This is a genomic window from Bacillus sp. FSL H8-0516, from assembly GCF_038635285.1.
Lineage (GTDB): Bacteria > Bacillota > Bacilli > Bacillales > Bacillaceae > Bacillus > Bacillus safensis.
Genome location: NZ_CP152051.1, coordinates 1,651,885 through 1,671,383, shown reverse-complemented (window position 1 = coordinate 1,671,383; position 19,499 = coordinate 1,651,885). Strand labels below are relative to the sequence as shown.

At 40.6% G+C, this 19,499-nt stretch carries 15 protein-coding genes; all 15 read right to left on the bottom strand.

The window, feature by feature from the left end:
* Positions 1-39: 39 nt before the first annotated feature.
* The gene (locus tag MHB67_RS08250; protein ID WP_024424110.1) at positions 40-1,215 is read right to left on the bottom strand and encodes a serine hydrolase domain-containing protein; all 1,176 of its coding nucleotides are present in this window, start codon (positions 1,213-1,215) and stop codon (positions 40-42) included.
* Between the two features lie 143 nt (positions 1,216-1,358).
* The gene (gene recA / locus MHB67_RS08245) at positions 1,359-2,402 is read right to left on the bottom strand and encodes a recombinase RecA (protein WP_024424111.1); all 1,044 of its coding nucleotides are present in this window, start codon (positions 2,400-2,402) and stop codon (positions 1,359-1,361) included.
* Between the two features lie 178 nt (positions 2,403-2,580).
* Positions 2,581-3,831 carry a competence/damage-inducible protein A gene (locus MHB67_RS08240; RefSeq protein ID WP_024424112.1) on the bottom strand — a complete coding sequence of 417 codons (1,251 nt, stop codon included), beginning with the start codon at positions 3,829-3,831 and terminating at the stop codon, positions 2,581-2,583.
* A gap of 16 nt (positions 3,832-3,847) precedes the next feature.
* On the bottom strand, positions 3,848-4,429 hold the full coding sequence (gene pgsA, locus MHB67_RS08235; RefSeq protein WP_008358030.1) for a CDP-diacylglycerol--glycerol-3-phosphate 3-phosphatidyltransferase: 582 nt from the start codon (positions 4,427-4,429) through the stop codon (positions 3,848-3,850).
* A 74-nt stretch (positions 4,430-4,503) separates the two neighbouring features.
* Positions 4,504-5,403: a helix-turn-helix domain-containing protein gene (locus MHB67_RS08230; protein ID WP_024424113.1), complete on the bottom strand. Its 900-nt coding sequence runs from the start codon at positions 5,401-5,403 to the stop codon at positions 4,504-4,506.
* Positions 5,404-5,426: 23 nt separating this feature from the next.
* A complete protein-coding gene (locus tag MHB67_RS08225; RefSeq protein ID WP_003211480.1) occupies positions 5,427-6,218 on the bottom strand; it encodes a DUF3388 domain-containing protein in 792 nt (263 codons plus the stop codon).
* Positions 6,219-6,349: 131 nt separating this feature from the next.
* Complete coding sequence (locus MHB67_RS08220) at positions 6,350-6,607, bottom strand: DUF3243 domain-containing protein (protein WP_024424114.1); 258 nt, start codon at positions 6,605-6,607, stop codon at positions 6,350-6,352.
* A 73-nt stretch (positions 6,608-6,680) separates the two neighbouring features.
* Positions 6,681-7,409, bottom strand: coding sequence for an SDR family oxidoreductase (locus tag MHB67_RS08215; RefSeq protein WP_163115337.1), 729 nt, complete (start codon positions 7,407-7,409; stop codon positions 6,681-6,683).
* A 31-nt stretch (positions 7,410-7,440) separates the two neighbouring features.
* The gene (locus MHB67_RS08210) at positions 7,441-10,560 is read right to left on the bottom strand and encodes an MMPL family transporter (RefSeq protein WP_342492885.1); all 3,120 of its coding nucleotides are present in this window, start codon (positions 10,558-10,560) and stop codon (positions 7,441-7,443) included.
* Positions 10,538-11,014 (bottom strand): MarR family transcriptional regulator, encoded by a 477-nt coding sequence (locus tag MHB67_RS08205; protein WP_342492884.1) that lies wholly within the window; start codon positions 11,012-11,014, stop codon positions 10,538-10,540. Before MHB67_RS08205 ends, MHB67_RS08210 begins: the two co-directional genes overlap by 23 nt.
* 151 nt (positions 11,015-11,165) lie before the next feature.
* The gene (locus MHB67_RS08200; RefSeq protein ID WP_342492883.1) at positions 11,166-12,458 is read right to left on the bottom strand and encodes a pitrilysin family protein; all 1,293 of its coding nucleotides are present in this window, start codon (positions 12,456-12,458) and stop codon (positions 11,166-11,168) included.
* Positions 12,455-13,735 (bottom strand): pitrilysin family protein, encoded by a 1,281-nt coding sequence (locus MHB67_RS08195; RefSeq protein ID WP_342492882.1) that lies wholly within the window; start codon positions 13,733-13,735, stop codon positions 12,455-12,457. Before MHB67_RS08195 ends, MHB67_RS08200 begins: the two co-directional genes overlap by 4 nt.
* A 145-nt stretch (positions 13,736-13,880) precedes the next feature.
* Positions 13,881-16,997: an MMPL family transporter gene (locus tag MHB67_RS08190; protein ID WP_044330517.1), complete on the bottom strand. Its 3,117-nt coding sequence runs from the start codon at positions 16,995-16,997 to the stop codon at positions 13,881-13,883.
* A gap of 311 nt (positions 16,998-17,308) precedes the next feature.
* Positions 17,309-18,541, bottom strand: coding sequence for an MFS transporter (locus MHB67_RS08185; RefSeq protein ID WP_206533846.1), 1,233 nt, complete (start codon positions 18,539-18,541; stop codon positions 17,309-17,311).
* 99 nt (positions 18,542-18,640) lie between these two features.
* Complete coding sequence (locus tag MHB67_RS08180) at positions 18,641-19,366, bottom strand: GntR family transcriptional regulator (RefSeq protein WP_024424122.1); 726 nt, start codon at positions 19,364-19,366, stop codon at positions 18,641-18,643.
* Positions 19,367-19,499: the final 133 nt, after the last annotated feature.

Genomic DNA, 19,499 nt, shown 5'->3' with positions numbered 1-19,499 from the left:
CAAGCTAGCCATCTTAGCGTTTGCAAAAGCAGATCAGAATTATTCTTGATTCAGCAGCTGATATACTTTATTGTTCACTTGGCCCAGTTTAGTGTTATTTTGTATATTTGAGAACAAAACAACGATGGTTTGTCCAGATTTGCTAAAGCTGTTCAAAATGTTAAAGCCCGGCACGACACCATGGCTTGAATAGCTACCGGGAGCAACATAAAATCCCATTCCGTATGTGGAACTGCTTCCTGGCGTAAACATTTTTTTATAGCTCTTCTGCGAATACAGTTTGCCGTCTATCAGGGCTTGGTCAAATTTGTACATATCTATAGCACTCATATAAATATCTCCAGCACCGTAAAGCTGAGATAGATCGGGCATATACGGTGTAACCGCTTTGCTGCCTTTCAGCTTATACCCGACAGCAGGATAAGGTTCTTTTTCATATGTTTTGTAAAAGCCTGCATGCGTCATCCCCGCCGGTTTAAAAATATGATTCTTTATATATTGTTCATAGGACTCACCGCTCACTTCAGCAACAATATAAGCAAGAACAGAATAGTTTGAATCCTTGTAGCCCCATACACCCGGCTGACGATTAATTCCCTGACGTTCTATGTCTTTTATTAATTCGTCCGGAGTAATTACGGCGTTTCCTTCAATATGTCCGTTTATTCCCGATGTATGTGTCAGCAGATTTTTCAAAGTAATCGCTTGTCCGTTAGGGAAATGAGGTAAATACGTGCTTACCGAATCACTTGTCTGAAGTTTCCCCTTTTCCTCAAGCTGCAAAATAGCGGTTGCAATCAGCGCTTTTTGTGACGAACCGACATAAAAAGATGTCAAAGGATTATTTCGAACTTTTTGTTTACGGTCTGCATAACCAAAACCTTTATTTGTTACGATTTCTCCATTTCTAACAATCATGGCTGTTCCGCTGAAACCGATCCCATTTAAATAACTGCTGATTTTGTGATTACGGTCCACTGTTTTGATTTGTTTCTCTGATATTTTAGCGGTTTTCCTTTTAACTTCTTTATTCTGGCTGTTTTCTAAAGCTACTGCAGTTTTTTGAAACGGGTTCTTCTCTTCACTATTTCGATGAAGCACATTCCACATCGTTAAGCAAATCATCGCTGCTAAAAAAACAAGCACAAGTTTTCCCCTCTGACTTGGTTGTTTCCGGCTGTGTTTTGCATTTCTTCTGCGGGTCGGGCTTGTCATTCGTTTTTCCTCCCAAAATAAATGCCATTTTGTACACTTTAGACGGATGAAATACTGAAAAAGTTGTCGAAAGTTTTTTGCAAAATAAAAAAGGCTGAGTTTTTTCACCCAGCCTTTTTTATCATTTCATACTGATTTAATTTTTATTCTAATTCTAATTGTTCTAGCGCCTCTTCAGATTCCTGTTGCACTGTTCCGTTATTATCCAAACCGTAATGTTCGCGAATTTGCTCCTGGATCATCAGCATGATATCTTTATTTTCTTTTAGGAACTGTTTCGCATTTTCACGGCCTTGTCCAAGACGTTCCTCTTGGTAAGAATACCAAGCACCGCTCTTTTGTACGATATCTAGCTCGCTTCCAAGGTCGATGATTTCTCCCTCTTTTGAGATCCCTTCACCGTACATAATGTCTACTTCGGCAATACGGAATGGCGGTGCTACTTTGTTTTTGACCACTTTAATTCTCGTTTTATTCCCCATAATGTCATTGCCTTGTTTCAGCTGTTCAGCACGGCGCACTTCTAAACGAACAGACGAATAGAACTTCAGCGCACGTCCACCTGGCGTTGTTTCAGGGTTACCGAACATGACCCCAACTTTTTCACGAATTTGGTTAATAAAGATGGCAATTGTTTTTGATTTATTGATAGCACCTGATAGTTTACGAAGTGCTTGGGACATCAAACGTGCTTGAAGACCAACATGTGAATCACCCATATCTCCTTCAATCTCTGCTTTTGGTACAAGAGCAGCTACAGAGTCAATAACAACAATATCAACTGCCCCGCTGCGGACAAGAGCTTCTGCAATTTCAAGTGCTTGCTCTCCTGTATCCGGCTGAGAAAGTAACAGTTCATCAATGTTGACACCTAGTTTTTGAGCGTAAACTGGATCGAGTGCATGCTCTGCATCAATAAATGCAGCTTGTCCTCCCTGCTGCTGAACTTCAGCAATGGCATGAAGGGCTACTGTCGTTTTACCAGAACTCTCTGGACCATATACTTCGATAATACGGCCTCGGGGATATCCGCCTATTCCAAGCGCAGTATCAAGTGCTAACGAACCACTAGGTACTGTTGAAATACGTGTATCTGTTTGCTCTCCTAGTTTCATAATAGAGCCTTTACCAAACTGTTTTTCTATTTGTTTAAGAGCCATATCTAAGGCTGCTTGACGATCACTCATTCTATTGTTTCCTCCTTTATCAATTCCACTATCTATACTATACCTTGTTTTACGTCATTTGCCAAGAAAAAAACGAACACATATTCGATTTTTTTCTTGGCAGATTTCTTAAGAAAAGAGTGTTTTCTATTAGAAAAAACGCTCTTTTATAAAGGAGTAAACCTAACAAAAAACAAAATTAACTCTCTTTTAATAAGTTGAGTAAGTGATGCAGACCATATTTCACAGCGCGCTTTCGAATGCCTGACCGGCTGCCTGTAAACATCCATTCAAACACGTCCGTCTGGTCTTTCGTAGATAGTCCAATGAACACTTTTCCAACAGGCTGACCCTCTTGGGTATCAGGTCCTGCTACACCCGTAAAGCTAATGCCAATATCACTTCCGGTCAGCTTTCTCACCCCTTCAGCAAGCTCTAAAGCACACTCTTTGCTGACAGCACCATGAGAAGACAATGTTTCTTCCCGGCAGCCAAGTACCTGCTGCTTGACTTGGTTTGTATAACAAACCACACTTCCGTTCAAAATGGATGATGCTCCTTCGAGATCTGTCAGCCATTCGGAGAACATTCCGCCAGTCAGGCTTTCTGCTGCTGCTACTGTTTTCCCGTGCTCGTGCAAAGCTTTGGACGCTTCGCGGACAAGTGATGTATCCCCATATCCGTAGAAGTACTCTCCTACCCGCGCTAAAATTTGCGCTTCTGTTTCTTTTAACAGACGCTCTGTTTCTTTTTCATCCTCATGCTTAGCAGTCAGCCTTAGCGTCACTTCACCGTCAGATGCGAGTGGTGCAATCGTCGGGTTGGTTTGAGCATCAATTAAATCTTCTAGGTCTGTTTCAAGCTGCGATTCACCGATTCCGAAGAAGCGCAGAACAACAGACACGATCTTTTCCTTTAAGCCAAGCTTCTCAGAAATCAGCGGCTTTGCCTCGTTTTCAAACATCGGGTGCAGTTCACTTGGCGGTCCAGGAAGAAGCATATAAAACGTATCGTCTTCTTGAACAAACATACCCGGGGCCATCCCGAAACGGTTCACGAGCACATCAGACCCTTCTAGAACGAGTGCCTGCTTACGGTTGTTCGGTGACATAACGCGTCCGGTCTTTAGAAAGTAGTCTTGAATTGATTCAAATGCTTCTTCATTTAGTACAAGCTCTTTGCCAAGCGTACTCGCAATGGTTTCTTTTGTTAAGTCATCTTTGGTTGGTCCAAGACCACCTGAGAAGATAATAAAATTAGATCTTTCCTGCGCCACCTGAATGGCCTGTTTTAAACGCTCTGGATTGTCACCAACTGCTGTGTGGTAATAAACATTCACACCAATTTCAGCTAGTTGTTTGCTGATGAATTGTGCATTCGTATTCGTAATTTGCCCTAGCAATAGTTCGGAACCGACTGCAATAATTTCTGCTTTTCTCTCTGACTTCAAAGCGTACACGTCCTTTTTAGTTAGAATTCTTTAAAGCTTCCCAGTTTTTTGCAAAGTAATCCCAGCCTGAGACAACAGTGAAGAACACCGCTACCCACATCGCTAGATCACCAAACGGGAATGACACAAGTTCAAACGGCAGGTTATGCAGTAAAAGTGCTGAAATCGCAATGATCTGCGCCCATGTCTTCACCTTTCCAAGCATATTCGCTGCCACTACTTCACCGCCTCCGGCTAATACAAGCCTTAGACCTGTTACAGCAAATTCACGGCTGATGATCACAATCGCCATCCATGCCGGTGTGAGGTTGTATTGAACAAGTATAATTAAAGCAGCTGAAACAAGCAATTTATCTGCAAGCGGATCTAAAAATTTACCAAAGTTCGTCACTAAATTAAGCTTACGTGCGTAGTATCCATCAATCCAGTCAGTTGTTGAAGCGACAATAAACAGGATCGCTCCAACAAGGTGCGTCACTTCGATGCTGACGTCGCCAAAGCGCGCAACACCCCAATCTAGCGGTGCAAGCATAATAATCATAAAAACAGGGATCAAGGCGATCCTAGAAAGGGTTATTTTATTCGGTAAGTTAAACATGAAATCCAATCCTCCAATAATGCAATTTTATTATGTATATAATAGTAGGAACAAAAGAAAAGTCATCTACTTGCTTAAGATGACTTTTCCTTTCCTTTATTCACAATCACAATGTTTTGTGTCATGGTGTCCTTAGGGTCTAATTCGTACTTAAGTGTCTCGTCATTTACCTTGATATCAATTCCAGACGCATTGCCTAGACGGATATCGACCTGAGAAAGATCAGACAGGTCTGTTTTAAACGATTCGCCATCTTTTAGTTCACCCATCTTCAGCACTTTTCCAGATTCGTCTCTTACACGCAGCCATGAAGCTTGCGACGCAGAAATTTTTAACTCCATTTCGTCTGCACCTGATACTTCATACGTTGTTGTCGAGCCTTCTGTATTCGTCGCCTTTAAAGATACAGTTTCATCGTCTTTTGATGAATCATCTTTTTTAGATGATTTTTCTTTATCATCTGACGAAGCTTTTTCTTTTTTCTTTTGATCTTTTGCAAGAGATGAATCCTCAGATACTTCATATTTAGATTCTGATTGCTGAGGGGTCGCCTGATTATTCTTCTGTCCGCTATCATGATTGACCGCCTGCACGATCACATAAATGATGGCGATGACCACAATGATGCCTCCAATAATTAAAATTGTCGGCAATAGTTCAAGCACTTTCGAAGCTGGCTTTGGCAGCTCTCTTTGTGGCTTAATATTCGATAATTTATCAGATACTTCATCGTTATACGTGCTTGGAACATCTTTACGAAATTCTTCGAACAATTGTTCAGGATTCAGTCCAACGGCTTCGGCATATTGTTTAATAAACGCTCTGACGTAAAATTTACCTGGAATAATATCATAGTTTCCTTGTTCGATTGCTAGCAAATAGCGCTTTTGGATCTTGGTCACCGTCTGAAGATCCTCCAGCGACATCCCTTTTTCCTCTCTGGCCTCAACGAGCCGTTTTCCCAATTCAGTCAAAACAAACACCTACCATTACCATATTAAAAATCGAAGCCGGAAAAACCAGAATGATCAAACACTTGTGGTTCTTCAGCGTGTTCATATGTAATCTCTTCGTCTGCGCTATTACGCAATTCAATGATATAGTCGAAATCATCCATTGTATATTCTGAATTTTGAATAAAGATGTCTGGATGCTCGACCACCTTCGTTGCCGGCAGTCTCATAATTTCCCTTAAAAGCTGCAAATGCTTCTCAGAACCTCTTCTTGTCGATACAATCCCATCAATAATAAAGACGTTATCTGGGCTGTATTCATCTGCGATCAGCTGACTTCGGATCGTCTGTTTCAAAAGAGTTGATGATACAAACAGCCATCTCTTGCTTGCACAAACACTCGAAGCCACAATTGATTCTGTTTTTCCGACACGCGGCATTCCGCGAATCCCAATCAATTTATGTCCTTCTTTTTTAAAGAGTTCAGCCATAAAATCAACAAGAAGACCGAGCTCGTCTCTTTCAAAACGGAACGTCTTTTTGTCATCGGCATCACGCTGTATGTATCTTCCATGACGAACAGCTAAGCGGTCACGAAGCTTCGGCTGTCTTAATTTCGTTACTTTTATCGTTTCCATTGTATTTAAAATTGATTCAAGCCGCTTAATTTGATCTGTGTGGTCACAGCGTAAAAGCATTCCGCGTCTTGATACATCAACACCATTAATTGTCACAATATTAATTGAAAGCATCCCCATTAGAGAAGAAATGTCTCCTAAAAGTCCGGGACGGTTTACCTGTATCTCATATTCAAAATACCATTCGAGCTTTGCCAAATGATATTACCCCCTTCATTGTGGCAAATTTTTACCTTCCTTTATCATAAAGCATTTTCACATTTTTAGAAAGCACAATGTTGTGAAACGGTTAAAATAAAAAGAGAGGCACAAACGACCTCTCTTTTTGTTTAGTGCGAGCTATTATTTTCAACTAGCTTGACCATCATATTTGCAATGGCACGCTGCTCATCTTCTGATGCAACGCTCCAAAGGTCAGCAAGTACTCTTTCCTGCTCGTTCTTTGCCTCAACTTCGTTAGCTAGATATCCGCCAATTTCATACGCAAGGTTATTGATGGTCTCATCCTCTAAACCTTTATCCTGCGCATGATTTAAGCGATCACCTAAAAAGTTTTTCCAATGGTCCCAGTTCTCAAGTACAGACATGTCGATTCCTCCATTCGAAAAGATGAATTACAGCCATAGCTTTTGTCATGGAGAGACGAATTATACACGTTTTTTAACAGTACCAGCCGCCATTAACAGATAAAATTTGACCTGTGATATAACTTGACTGTTTTGACGCGAGAAACCAAATGACATCTGCAACCTCCTCAGGCGATGCAAGGCGGCCAAGTGGAATTTCTTCTTCCAGCATTGCGATGTCTTCCTGCGTAAAACGATTCATCATGTCTGTTTTGACAGCACCTGGCGAGACAGCATTTGCTCTAATTCCACTTGGAGCAAGCTCTTTTGCTAACCCTTTAATAAACGCATTTTGCGCACCTTTGACCATGCTGTACAGCACTTCACACGATGCTCCCGTTTCTCCCCATATCGAGCTGACCGCAATGATATGGCCTGCTTTCTTTCGAATCATAGCGGGTAAAAGGGATTGGGTAAGCTCATATGGACTTGTGACATGAAGCTGCACCATACTGGCTAATACGTCTTTTTCTGTGTCTGTCACCAATCCGACATGGCTTCTGCCGCTATTTAAAACAAGAATATCTGGACAGAGCGGCAGACGGCTGACAAGCTCATCTGCTCCGCCCGTTTTAGATAAATCGGCTTGAACGACGTGCGTTTGAATGGAATATGCCCCATCCAAATGAGCGGCGAGGCGCACAGCTGCCTGTTCATTTTTATGATAATGGAGCATCACATGGCAGCCTTCTTGGGCAAGCTTTTTCGCTGCTGCCTGCCCAATCCCGCCACTGGCACCTGTTATCAGCGCCCAACGACTCATCACATTGATTCCTTCTTTCTATATAGAATACCTATTCTTTTCGTTTAAATGGGAACCAGTTGGCTGATCCGAACAATTTCACCATTACAGGTACGAACAATGGTAGCACAACGAGTGCGTACAGTAAAAGTCCTGTAAGGACAAGTGTTGCAATCTGCAGGAGAGACAGCACACCTGATGGAAGCATGGCGGCAAATGTTCCTGCCAAAATAACAGCAGCAGACATAATGACAGACCCCATATTTTTCATTGATTCAGTCATGGCAAACTGGATGTCTTTTGTTTTGTATTCATTGAACCGCTCCATTAAGAAAATCGAATAATCGACTCCGAGCGCCATTAATATGACAAATCCAAAGAATGGTACTGCCCAGTTAATGCCTGGATATCCGAAGAAATGGGTGAAAATAAATTCTGTTACACCGATTGCTGTAAAGTAAGTCAATATGAGTGAACCTACCAAGTAAAGCGGCATGACAAGCGAACGGAATAAAATCACCAAAATAAGGAAAATACCAATCATCATATAAAGCACTGTCTTATTGAAATCTTGGTCTGACAGCTGTTTTAGATCAGCGTTCATACTTGATACACCTGAGACGCCAAATGACGCATCTTTTAGGTTTGTTTCAGGAAGTGCCCGCTCGACAGAAGCTTCCACTTGTTTAATCGTCGACAAGGCGTCATTTCCATATGGATTTTTCTCTAAAATGACATCAATCTTTGTCATCTTGCGATCATCTGACATGTATGAATCAAATACTTGCTTAAATGCTTTATTTTTCAAGACGTCTTTTGGAATAAACCAGCCGGCCATGTCTTGATCTGGTGCATTTTTCAGTTCGTCTAAGTAGTCACCTGCACCCAGTAAGCCGCTCGAAATTTTCTCCAGTCCATTTACACTTTTGTTCAGGCCGTCTGTCAGCTTGGTTAGATCATCTCCAAAGCCGCCAATCTTTTCTTTCATTTGCTTTTGGCCATTAATGATGTCCCCCGCTCCATTTGCAAGCTTTGGAATATTATCGGCTAATTGTCCTTGACCTTTAGACGTTTGATCCAGTCCATTTTCAACTGCATCTAAGCCAGCAATGAGTTCATCGATTTGATTCGTCAAGACTTTTTGCTGCTCAGAAGCTTTTGCGATAAAGGCATCAGCTGCTTCAAGCTGCTTTCTAGCTTCTTTCGCTTGTTTGGCATAGCTGTCTGCCTGTTTCGCCCCTTCTTGCAAGGTCGCAGAAAGTTCATTGTACGAAGCTTTAATCGCTTGATACGATTGATTTTCTTTTACCTGCGGGATTTGCTTTTCAAGGGTACTAAATTGTGTATTTACTTGTTTGATTAACGCTTTTACATCTGCTGCGGCAGAGGATGACGTATCCACTTGCGCTAATGCTGCCTTTAATTCTTTGGAAATGCTTTTATACAGTGAAACTTGCTGATTCACTTGTGCGACTTGAGCCATTAATTCCTTTTTTGCACCTTTGATTTCATCTTTAATGGCTGCTACACCTTTTTTATTCTGGTCGATGCCGTTTTGCAATTTTCTTAAGGATTTTTCAACATTTTGAATCCCTGTTTGCACAGATTCTGTACCAGAAATCAATTTGTTAATGCCTTTTCCTGATGATTTGATTTGCGGTGTTTGATCCTCAATGGATTGACTCATTGTCGTCAGTGCATCTTGGATATTTTTCAAGCCTTCATTGCTTTTATCAAGTCCTGTGTTCAGTTCTTTGGCTTGTGATTTCACGTACAGATCACTCAGCCCTTTACCGACAGGACGGGTGGCACTTCTCACTTTACTGACCCCATCTGTTTGTTCAATTGCACGGCTGAGTTTTTCGATGGCAATCAGCCCTTCATTGTTGTCTAAAAGGTCAGATGATTTCACGACCACTGTTGCCGGAAGTGCTTCACCCGGTCCAAACTTATCAGAAATGGTATTGAATGCGTTAACCGATTCGTATTTATTACCAATTTCATCTAAGCTGTTATAAGAAAGAGTTCCTTTATACATGAGAATTGGCGGAAGCGTAATGATTCCTACAATTAATAAGCTGAAAAGCGGTTTCTTAAATGAAAAACGGCCTGCTGTTTCCCACATTTTTGACTGCGGATGGGCAATATCGCCTTTAATCGGCCAAAATAACACTTTTCCTAAAACCGCCATAAAGAACGGCACAATCGTGAGAAGAGCCACAATGAGCACACCAACCCCAACTGCTACTGCAACAGCTGATTTATAAAGCTGGAATTGTGCGAGACCAATACATGTAAAACCGATCAGAACCGCAATTCCGCTGAATAAGACGGTCTTTCCTGCTGTTTTATACGTAATCAGAATCGCTTCAATTTTATCTTTACCGTGTGCGATCTCTTCCTTAAAGCGGCTGAGAAGCAGTATGCAGTAGTCCGTTCCAATTCCAAACATGATCGCGACCATAAAGATCTGAGTAAAGGTCGAGAGCGGAAAGTCTACATATTTTACTAAATAAGCCACGATTGATTGACTCACCAAGTAAGACAGTGCCACTGCGACTAACGGAACGAAAGGCGCCACAGCTGACCTAAAGACAAGAACAAGAACGACGAGAATAAACCCAATCGTAATGAACTCTGTTTTCTTCAGGCCTTCCTGCGAACTTGTGATGACATCATCATCAATTAACGGCTGCCCTGTCATTTCAAATTTCAGGTTTAAGCTTTTTAGCTTTTCATTGACTCTTTCTTTAAAGTCGGACGCTTTGATTTTGTTTGAGTCATATGTAACTGGCACAAGGAGTGTCGTTTGATCTTTAGAGAGCATTTGTTTTTTGATATCTTTATTGGCTTCAAAGTAAGAAGTGATGTCCTCTATGTGGAGATCTTGATCTTTTTCTAAAATATCCATTGCCTTTTTTAAAGATGTTTCTCTTTCTTTCACAATGTTCTTTTCTTGAAAGACAATGACGATTGATTTTTCTGTATCGCCGTTTTCAGACATTTTCTTTAATAAATGATTGGCATATGAAGACGGATAGCCGTCTGGTACAGAGATTTGCCCTTTTTCTTTTGTTAATTGCGCCATATTAGGAGCGGTGATGAGTAACACTGCCGCTAATACGATCCACAGAATCGTGATCAGCCATCTACCTTTTATAATTGCTCTCATTAGTACTTTGTGCCTCCTCTTCGATGATCACTTGATAGATCTTTTCATATGTTTGAATAAATGATTCCATTTCCTTTTCTTCAAGCTTTTCAAAATAAGACCGAACCAGGTCTTGAATCTGCTTTTCCATTCGGCTGACCACTTCTTTGCCTTTTGGCGTGACGTACAGGTGAACATTTCTTCTGTCAGCTTGATCATGTTCACGAAAAATATAGTTTTTCGTAAAAAGACGGTTGGTCATCGATGTTACAGCACTTTTGTTTACATTACATACATTAGCAAGGCCCGTAGATGTACACCCTGGATGTAAATTGATGTATCGAAGCGAGTAATATTGATCAAGTGTCAGCTCTTTATCAAGCTTTTCCGTGATCATACTCGATACTTTTTTCTCCATCATGAGATAGACATCTGCGTATCTCTGGATGAGCTGGGCAATTTTATTTTGTTCCATACGCTGCTCCTTTTTAGTTTAAGTGTTTAACTATTAAAGAGTTTAACTAATGACCAAAACAATTGTCAATGAATATCCTCCCAAATAAAACGGCTTTTTCAATGAACATAAAAAAGACAAACTCTGCCGATATGAGTTTGTCTTTTTACATTTATTTTGTTTTTGGGACGACTTTGAAAACAGACATCCGTTCTTCATCAATTTCTTCATCTAAAATTTGCTGAATATCAGTCAATTGAATTTGTTCCAGCATTGTGACGACATCAAATAAGCTCATGTCTAAGAATGCATATCGAGTAAATTGGTTCGCAATATATTCTGGAGAATTCATGGCTTTTAAAAAGCTGCCGATTTTTTTCTTGCGTGCAAGTTCAATTTTCTCTTCTGTCATGAGGCTTTTTGCTTGAAGAAGGGTTTCTTTTAATACCTTTGCGAGTTGATCAGGATCATTTGTATCCCCGCCAACTGAAGTAAAGCCAAAGCCGCCCTCTTCTGTATAATCGTAGCTGAATGTTTCATCAATTAAGCCTTTTTCATACATCTGTTCATATTGTAAGGAACTTTTGCCAAACAGCGTCTCTAAAATGAGGTTCATCCCAAGCTCATGCTTTAGCAGCTGATTTCCTTTTTTATGCGGATTCTTTGTTTTCAAACCGAACATACATTTAGAGCCTTGTACGTTCATTGGAAGTTCGTATTCTTTCCGGTACACACCTTCTGGCTCATTGATGTCTTTTCGTTTGATCTCCGGCTTATCTGTAAATGGCTTTTTCGCCTGATTCGCTCTGACTTGATCTAAAATTTGCTTCGGATCAACAGGCCCGACGACGAATAGAAGCATATTGCTCGGGTGATAGAACGTTTCATAACATTCATACAAATGATCTTTTGTAATAGGGGCAATGCTCTCTACTGTTCCAGCAATATCTATTCTCACAGGATGCTCTTGATATAAATTTTCAATCAGACCAAAGAATAAACGCCAGTCCGGATTGTCATCATACATGTTAATTTCTTGACCAATGATGCCCTTTTCTTTTTCGACTGTTTTTTCAGTAAAATAAGGCTCTTGAACAAAATCAATGAGTGTCTCAAGGTTTTGTTCGACATTTGAGGTGCTTGAGAATAAATAAGCCGTTCTAGTAAACGTTGTAAAGGCGTTTGCGGATGCTCCCTGTTTACTAAAAGTATGAAACACGTCTCCATCTTCTTTTTCAAACAGCTTATGCTCTAAGAAATGGGCAATTCCGTCAGGCACTCGAATCATGTCTTCTTTGCCAAGCGGCACAAATTCGTTATCGACAGAGCCATATTTTGTTGTAAAGGTCGCATAGGTTTTGTTAAACCCTTGCTTTGGCAGCACATAGACGTCAAGTCCGCTTTCCATTTTTTCGTGATAGACCGTTTCTTGCAGCTGATCGAAATGAATTGTTTTCACTGTCATGAAGCACCCTCCGTTCCTTTAAGAAAATAGGTCGTATCCCATTCAATTTTCTGACCCACATTGATGATGTCCTCTTTTGTCACTCGGTCTAATGCTTCTAAAAAGGAATCAAGGGTTTCCCCAGTTGGCACAACGGCATGCTGATACAAATATTCTGCTGTCCCATAAGACGTATCGATCGTTTCGAGCAGCTGATTTTTGACGACTGCTTTTGTTTGATCAATCGCTTCATCTGAAAAATCACCTTTTTGCATCGCTTCAAATTGTTCTTTGATGATGTCCACTGCCTGCTGGTAGTTGCCGACTTCAATCCCTGACATGACCATCATCAAGCCTTTAAAGCTTTCAAGTCTAGACACAGCGTAGTAAGCTAGACTTGCCTTTTCACGAACATTAATGAATAGCTTAGAATGCGAGAAACCGCCGAATATGCCATTAAACAAATGCAGCGCCGGATAATCTTTATCTGCAATCGTTGTATGTGTACGAAAGCCAATATTCAGCTTGCCTTGTTTCACGTCCTCTTCATCAATGACTTCTTTTGGTTCATTTTGAGGTCTTGCTGATTCAGCCTGCTGTTTGACTGGTTCTCTTTCACTTGTTTTAAAGTATTGGGAGACCATGCGGCTGATGTCTTGTTCGTCAACATCTCCGACAACATAAAGATCAAGCTGGTTTGATTGAAGCGCATGCTCATAAGCTTCAAAGAGCGAGTGAGGTGTGATTGCGTCGATGTCTTCCATTTCGCCATTGACGTGCAGCGCATATGGTTCACCTTTACACATTTCCTGCACGAGTCTTAAGTTCGAATAACGCATTTTGTCATCATAAACTGCCTGAATTCGCTGTTTTAATGTGCGTTTTTCTTGGTCTACATATAATTGACTAAACACTCCTTCTTCAACATACGGGTGGAATAATAGGTCAGATAGTAAGGCAATCCCTTTTTCTAGTAAAGGGGTTTGATCCTTTAAATATTTTTCATTCGCCATTTCTAGGCGAAAGGTAATGATGTGATTCTCACCTTTTTTCGCCATGTCGGCGGAAACGGTTGCTCCATAGAGCTCATCAAAATAGGCACGCAGTGCGCCTGTTTTCGGCATCTTTTCTGTTCCTCTTAACAGCACATGCGGGAAAAGAGAACGCATGGTGACGTCATCTTTGGATAGCGGTGCAAGCATTTTAAAAAGGATTGTCACGGTTTTAAATTTTTCTGTTTTGACAATATGAGTATGAAGACCCGGTGTGTCCAGTGTCTTCTCTTGTAAGTACGTCATGAGAAACCTCCTTTGTTCATCCTATTTATTATGTATTAGAACATAGCTGATATATACGTGAAACAGCCATTTAATAGACATTATATCAATCAGAGGAAAGGATAGGAAATAAAAACGCCTCTGCTCATAGCAGAGACGCCAGTCGTTATTTCATTCTAAACGGCCACCAATTCCATTTACCAAAAATACGAACCATGACCGGAATAAAGAGGGGCAATACAACAAAAGCATATAATAAAAGTCCAATGAGTACGACTGTTGCAATTTCAACAAGCGATAATACTCCTGATGGCAGCATAGCAGCGAACGTACCTGCTAAAATGGCCACTGCAGAAATAATAACAGAACCCATATTTCTCATCGCTGATATCATCGATGCTTGTACATGCTCTCCCTTCCATTCATTAAAACGATCCATGAGGAAGATGGAATAATCGATCCCGAGCGTCACAAGAATGACAAAGCTGAAAAATGGGACAGCCCAGCTGACACCATCGTAGCCAAAAAATGTTTTAAAGATCCATTCTGTTAACCCGATTGATGTAAAGTACGTTAAAATCAGTGAAAGTGTTAAGTATATCGGCATGACGATTGACCGTAATAAAATAATTAAAATAATAAAAATACCAATTAACATGAAGATAACAGTTCGAATAAAGTCACCGTCAGACGTTTCTTTTAAGTCCACATTTAAGCTTGAGATACCAGATACACCGTATTTGGCATTTTTGAGTCCACTTACAGGTAAATATTGATCAAGGGTTTCCTCAATTTTCGCGACACCTTTCATCGCTTCATTGCTGTATGGATTCACATTTAAGATGACTTCAAAAGTCGTTAATTTACGATCTGGAGACATATACGTATGAAAGATTTGCTTAAATTCTTGGCGTTTCAGCACTTCTTCTGGAATAAACCAGCCCGTTATTTCTTCATCTGGCGCTTGCTGAAGCTGCTTTAAGTAGCCGTCAGCCTCGGTGAAGCCGCTTTTGACCTGCTCAAGCCCTTCAATACTTTCACCTAATCCATCTGTTAACAATGTAAGTTTTGATGAAAGCTGGCTAAATCCTTTTTTGATGGCTTTTTGGCCGTCTGTCAGCTGATCTGCACCATCTTCGATTTTAGGCATTTCTTTAATCAATTGTTTTTGGCCCTCATTTGTTTGGTCAAGGCCGTCATAAATTTGATCAAGCCCATCCATGAGCGCTTGCACTTGGCGTCTTACTTCTTTTTGCTTGCTTGATAAGGTTTGAATCACTTGATCTGCCTGCTTGATCTTTTGCTTAAAGTGAGCGGCTTCCTCTTCATATACACTCATTTGATCCCCTGCTTGATCAAGCATTCCTTTTGTTTCTTTGAATACCTTCTTGATTTCTTTATATTCATCCATGTCTTTTACTTCTGGAAGACGATTTTCTAGTGCTTCAAATGAAAGATTTTCATAGGATGCCCTTACTTTCTTAATGGTTGTCATCAGCTGCTGATTCGATTTCGCATGGCGTTCAAGTGTATTCACCACTCGCTCTAGCTCTTGAAGCATCGTTTCGCTGCTGCGATATTCTTGCTCTAATTCTTTTTTCGCTTTTTTGATTTTACTTCGAATGGTGCCGACGCCTTCCTTACTGCGTCTCACTCCATCTTCTAAAGAGATTAAGGATTCCCTAACTTCTCCGATACCGCTTTTGATTGCTTTTGTTCCATCAATCAGCTGGTCAATGCCTTGAGCGGATTCTTCAATTTTTGGTTTTTGTTTGAGAAGAGCGAGATTTGTTTCGGTCAAGCCATCTGAAATTTTCCCGATTCCTTCATGGCCTTTGCCGAGTTCTCCTCCAAGCTCTTTCGCTTGAGATGTGACATAAAGCTGGCTCAGCCCGTCCCCAACAGGCCGCGTGACACTGCGGACTGTTTTGACTTCGTCAATGTCATTTAATTTACGAGTCAGTTTTTCAATCATGACAATGTTTTCCTGATTATCCAGCTTATGATCATTTTCGACAAGCACATTCAGCGGCAGCGCTTCACCAAAGCCAAATTGCTCTGATATCGTATTAAATGCTGACACCGACTCATACTTATTCCCAATTTCATTTAAACTGTTATAAGATAGGGTGCCGTCGTACATCAGAATAGGAGGCACCGTAATAAGAGCGACTAACCCTAAGCTGATCAGCGGCCTTTTAAATGAAAAACGCCCAGCCCATTCCCACATTTTACTTTGCGGATGCCGAATGTTTTCTCTTTTAGATGGCCAGAATAGAGATTTTCCGAAAACAGACATAAAAAAGGGAACGATGGTGACAAGGGCAATCAGCAGAATGCCTACTCCAACGGCAACACTAACGGCTGATTGATACAATTGGAATTTAGCAAATCCAATACTTGAGAAGCCGACTAACACGGCTAAGCCGCTGAAAAATACCGTTTTCCCTGCACATTGATATGTGACGATAATCGACTCTTTGACATCACGGCCTTGCCCGATCTCCTCTTTAAAACGGCTTAACAGCAGGATGCAATAATCCGTTCCGATACCGAACATAATGGCTACCATAAAAATCTGAGTAAAATTAGATAGAGGAAATTGTGTATATTCTACGAGAAAAGCCACAATACACCGGCTGACAGCGTAAGAAATGCCTATCGTAATGAGCGGAACAACAGGTGCCAATATCGATCTGAAAACAATGATTAAAATAAAGAAAATAAAAATCATCGTGATAAGTTCAGTTTTCTTCAGACCTTGTTGAGAGCTTTGAATGACATCTGAATCCACAAACTTTTGACCCGTTATTTCATATGAGACATGATAGGGCTTTAAAACTTCCTCAATTTGTTCTTTAATCTTCACAGCTTTTGTTTCGTAGTGGTCGAATTTGAATGGAACAAGAAGTGTACTTTTATCCTTTGATAAAAGTTGTTTTTGAATGTCCGGATCTACATGAAAATACGAAGTAATTCCGTCAATGTGGAGTTCTGGGGCATTTGACATGAGTGCAGCTAAAGCCTTTTTTAATTCCTGCTCTTTCGCAGGGAACAGATGTTGTTCGGAGAATACAAGCACACCTGTATCTTTTTTCCCGTTCTTATCTGACAGCTTATCCAATAGGTGAAGTGCCTCAGCTGTTGGTGTCCCCTCCGGAACCTTTAATTGCCCTTTTTCTCTTGTTAATTCCTCTAAATCGGGCGCAGTAATAAACAGAATCACAGCTGTTATCATCCACACCACTAATACAATCCATCTTGCTTTAATTATTTGCAACATAGCTGCTTCAAGCTCCTTCTACTTCTTCAATCAATTTGCTGTATTTGAGCGTGTCTGAAGTGCTGACTGCGTCTCCTTCAAATGGCAGGATGACCTATTCAATTGTCCTTTCGTGTTGAAGAAGCATATCTCCATCATCAGCACGCGAGCTCAATTTCTGCCTAAAGAAAGACAGAAAATGAATGTTTTTGAACACCTCCAATTTGGGATAATTTAAAAGATATTACTATACATTAGTTTAACTATCAAAATTTTACATGTCAATTTATAAAAAAGAAAAAAGATGGCAAAATACCATCTTTTTTCTATATTTAAACCGTTTTCAATCGTTCACTCTCATCCTCTTCATCTGGCTGGATGAAAAAGAGGACCAAAAATAGTGAAATGAGACTGCAAATGGTCGAGAGAATAAAAACAATGGAGTCCCCTTTATCCATTAGATAGGCAAAAATCGGAGGTCCTAAAGCAACACCGATAAAACGCATACTGCTATAAAATGACGTAATGGTACCGCACTGCTCTTTTTCAATTCCTTCTGTAATCAGCGCATCAAGTGCAGGCAGCACAATACCGATGCCCACTCCGCCAATGCTTAAACAGATAAACAATACGAAAAAGCTGTGATTCCACCATAAAAAAATATAAGAAAGTGATAACAAAGCCATCCCTACGATTAAAAAGATTCTCATTTTTCCTTTTTCTTTTCCAATCGTTTTTCCAGCAATGTAGGAACTGATTGATAGAAAAAGGAGCGGAATACTCAGCAGGAGTCCTTTTTTAACGCCTTTTATTTGATAAGCTGCCTCGAGGTTATCGGATAAGTAAAAAAGCACACCAAAAAGAAGAAACATAATAAAACCGCCAATAGCAAAAATGGCATAAAGCCAGCGTCCCTCATGCTTAAAAATGGTCTTTGTTGATTTTAAAAATTCTTTAAATGTAGGCGGGTCCTCCTCTTTTTTCGCCGACTCTACCATGAACAGTACCATGAGAAAGCTGATGATCGAAAAGAACGGAATGAACCAAAACGGCACAAACCAAAACCATGAAGCAAGAAGTGCCCCAATAATAGGGCTTAGTACCTTACCTGCTGTATTAGAGGTTTCAATGGCGCCAAGTCCGGCACTGACCTCTTCATCATCATGAAACAAATCTCCAATAAACGGCATAACGACAGGTGCGGCTCCAGCTGAACCAATCCCTTGAAGGACCCTGCCAAATAGAATCCACATATAAGGTTCTTTCATGATCGTTGAGGCGACTGCTGCCACAGCTCCTCCAAGTCCAGCGATTAAAAGACACGGCAGCAGTACCTTTTTCCGCCCAATCCGGTCTGATAAGTAACCGGCGATTGGAATACATAAGATGGCTACAACCGAATATACCGTAATAATGAGAGAGACTTGAAAGGAAGTAATCGAGAGTTTCTTTTCTATCTCTGGCAATACTGGTATTAACATCGAGTTCCCTAGTGTCATGATTAGAGGCACTGATGATAATGCAATGATATTCTTTTTACTGACTGTTTTCTCGCCCAACATCATTCACCCAATTCTATATACTGTTACGTATTAGTGTGGCAAGTTTGACGAGTATTATGTATGGGCGAACAAAAAGCAGCCGCCTATGGAAGCGACTGCTTATTAAAATCGTTTGCGTATGACATGAAAGCTGAATTTATCCGCTCGAAAATAATTGAGGGAGTATAAGACCGGCTGATCATCCTGATCATAGTGCATTTGTTTCAGTAATAATAAAGCCGTTTCAGGGTCACAATCTAGAATCGGTGAGACCTGATCGTGGTAGCCAATTGGTTCAATATCAGCAACTGCATATTTAATCCCGCTGTGCGGTTCTCTTCCAAACAGCTCAAAAAGAGACTCTTCTTCATGTGTAAAAGAAGCGGGAAGATGTTTGACCGGAATTTTATCTAAACAATAAACAACTGGCTGCCCATCTGCCGTTCGAACGCGTTCCATTGAAAAAATCCCATCAGATTTATCACACTGAAAACGAATGACATCATTCTCTGTTGGCTCCCCTTCTTGCGAGGATAAAAAGATGGTGCCAGGCGTCATATTGACCTGCTCAATCATTTTCGTAACACTTGTCAGCTGTTCTATGCCTGTCGAAAAAAGCGGTCTTGAATTGACGAAAGTCCCTACCCCATGCCTTCTAATTAAATACTTCTCTTCTTCTAATATACGAAGGGCCTCACGCAGTGTCGCTCTGCTCACACCTAAAAGTTTTGAGAGCTCAAACTCAGAAGGCAGTTTTTCTTTTTCAGCATATACACCTGTTTGAATATCTTCTTTAATACGGTCAATCACTTTCAAATATAAATGGCGATTGTCTGTTTTGGTCGACATGTTTTCCCTCCGTCTAATCAATGCAAATGATAAGATGAGAAATCTCTATTCCGAGATAAGTTGAACATAACTATATCATGTTTTTGCAAATAAATAAATAGTCTGACATCCAGTTAACATAATCATACTATTG

Coding starts and splice junctions, on each gene's coding strand:
- MHB67_RS08250 (WP_024424110.1), bottom strand. CDS start 1,215: ATGACAAGCCCGACCCGCAGAAGAAATGCAAAACACAGCCGGAAACAA.
- recA (WP_024424111.1), bottom strand. CDS start 2,402: ATGAGTGATCGTCAAGCAGCCTTAGATATGGCTCTTAAACAAATAGAA.
- pgsA (WP_008358030.1), bottom strand. CDS start 4,429: ATGTTTAACTTACCGAATAAAATAACCCTTTCTAGGATCGCCTTGATC.
- MHB67_RS08220 (WP_024424114.1), bottom strand. CDS start 6,607: ATGTCTGTACTTGAGAACTGGGACCATTGGAAAAACTTTTTAGGTGAT.
- MHB67_RS08215 (WP_163115337.1), bottom strand. CDS start 7,409: ATGAGTCGTTGGGCGCTGATAACAGGTGCCAGTGGCGGGATTGGGCAG.
- MHB67_RS08210 (WP_342492885.1), bottom strand. CDS start 10,560: ATGAGAGCAATTATAAAAGGTAGATGGCTGATCACGATTCTGTGGATC.
- MHB67_RS08205 (WP_342492884.1), bottom strand. CDS start 11,014: ATGGAACAAAATAAAATTGCCCAGCTCATCCAGAGATACGCAGATGTC.
- MHB67_RS08200 (WP_342492883.1), bottom strand. CDS start 12,458: ATGACAGTGAAAACAATTCATTTCGATCAGCTGCAAGAAACGGTCTAT.
- MHB67_RS08195 (WP_342492882.1), bottom strand. CDS start 13,735: ATGACGTACTTACAAGAGAAGACACTGGACACACCGGGTCTTCATACT.
- MHB67_RS08190 (WP_044330517.1), bottom strand. CDS start 16,997: ATGTTGCAAATAATTAAAGCAAGATGGATTGTATTAGTGGTGTGGATG.
- MHB67_RS08185 (WP_206533846.1), bottom strand. CDS start 18,541: ATGATGTTGGGCGAGAAAACAGTCAGTAAAAAGAATATCATTGCATTA.
- MHB67_RS08180 (WP_024424122.1), bottom strand. CDS start 19,366: ATGTCGACCAAAACAGACAATCGCCATTTATATTTGAAAGTGATTGAC.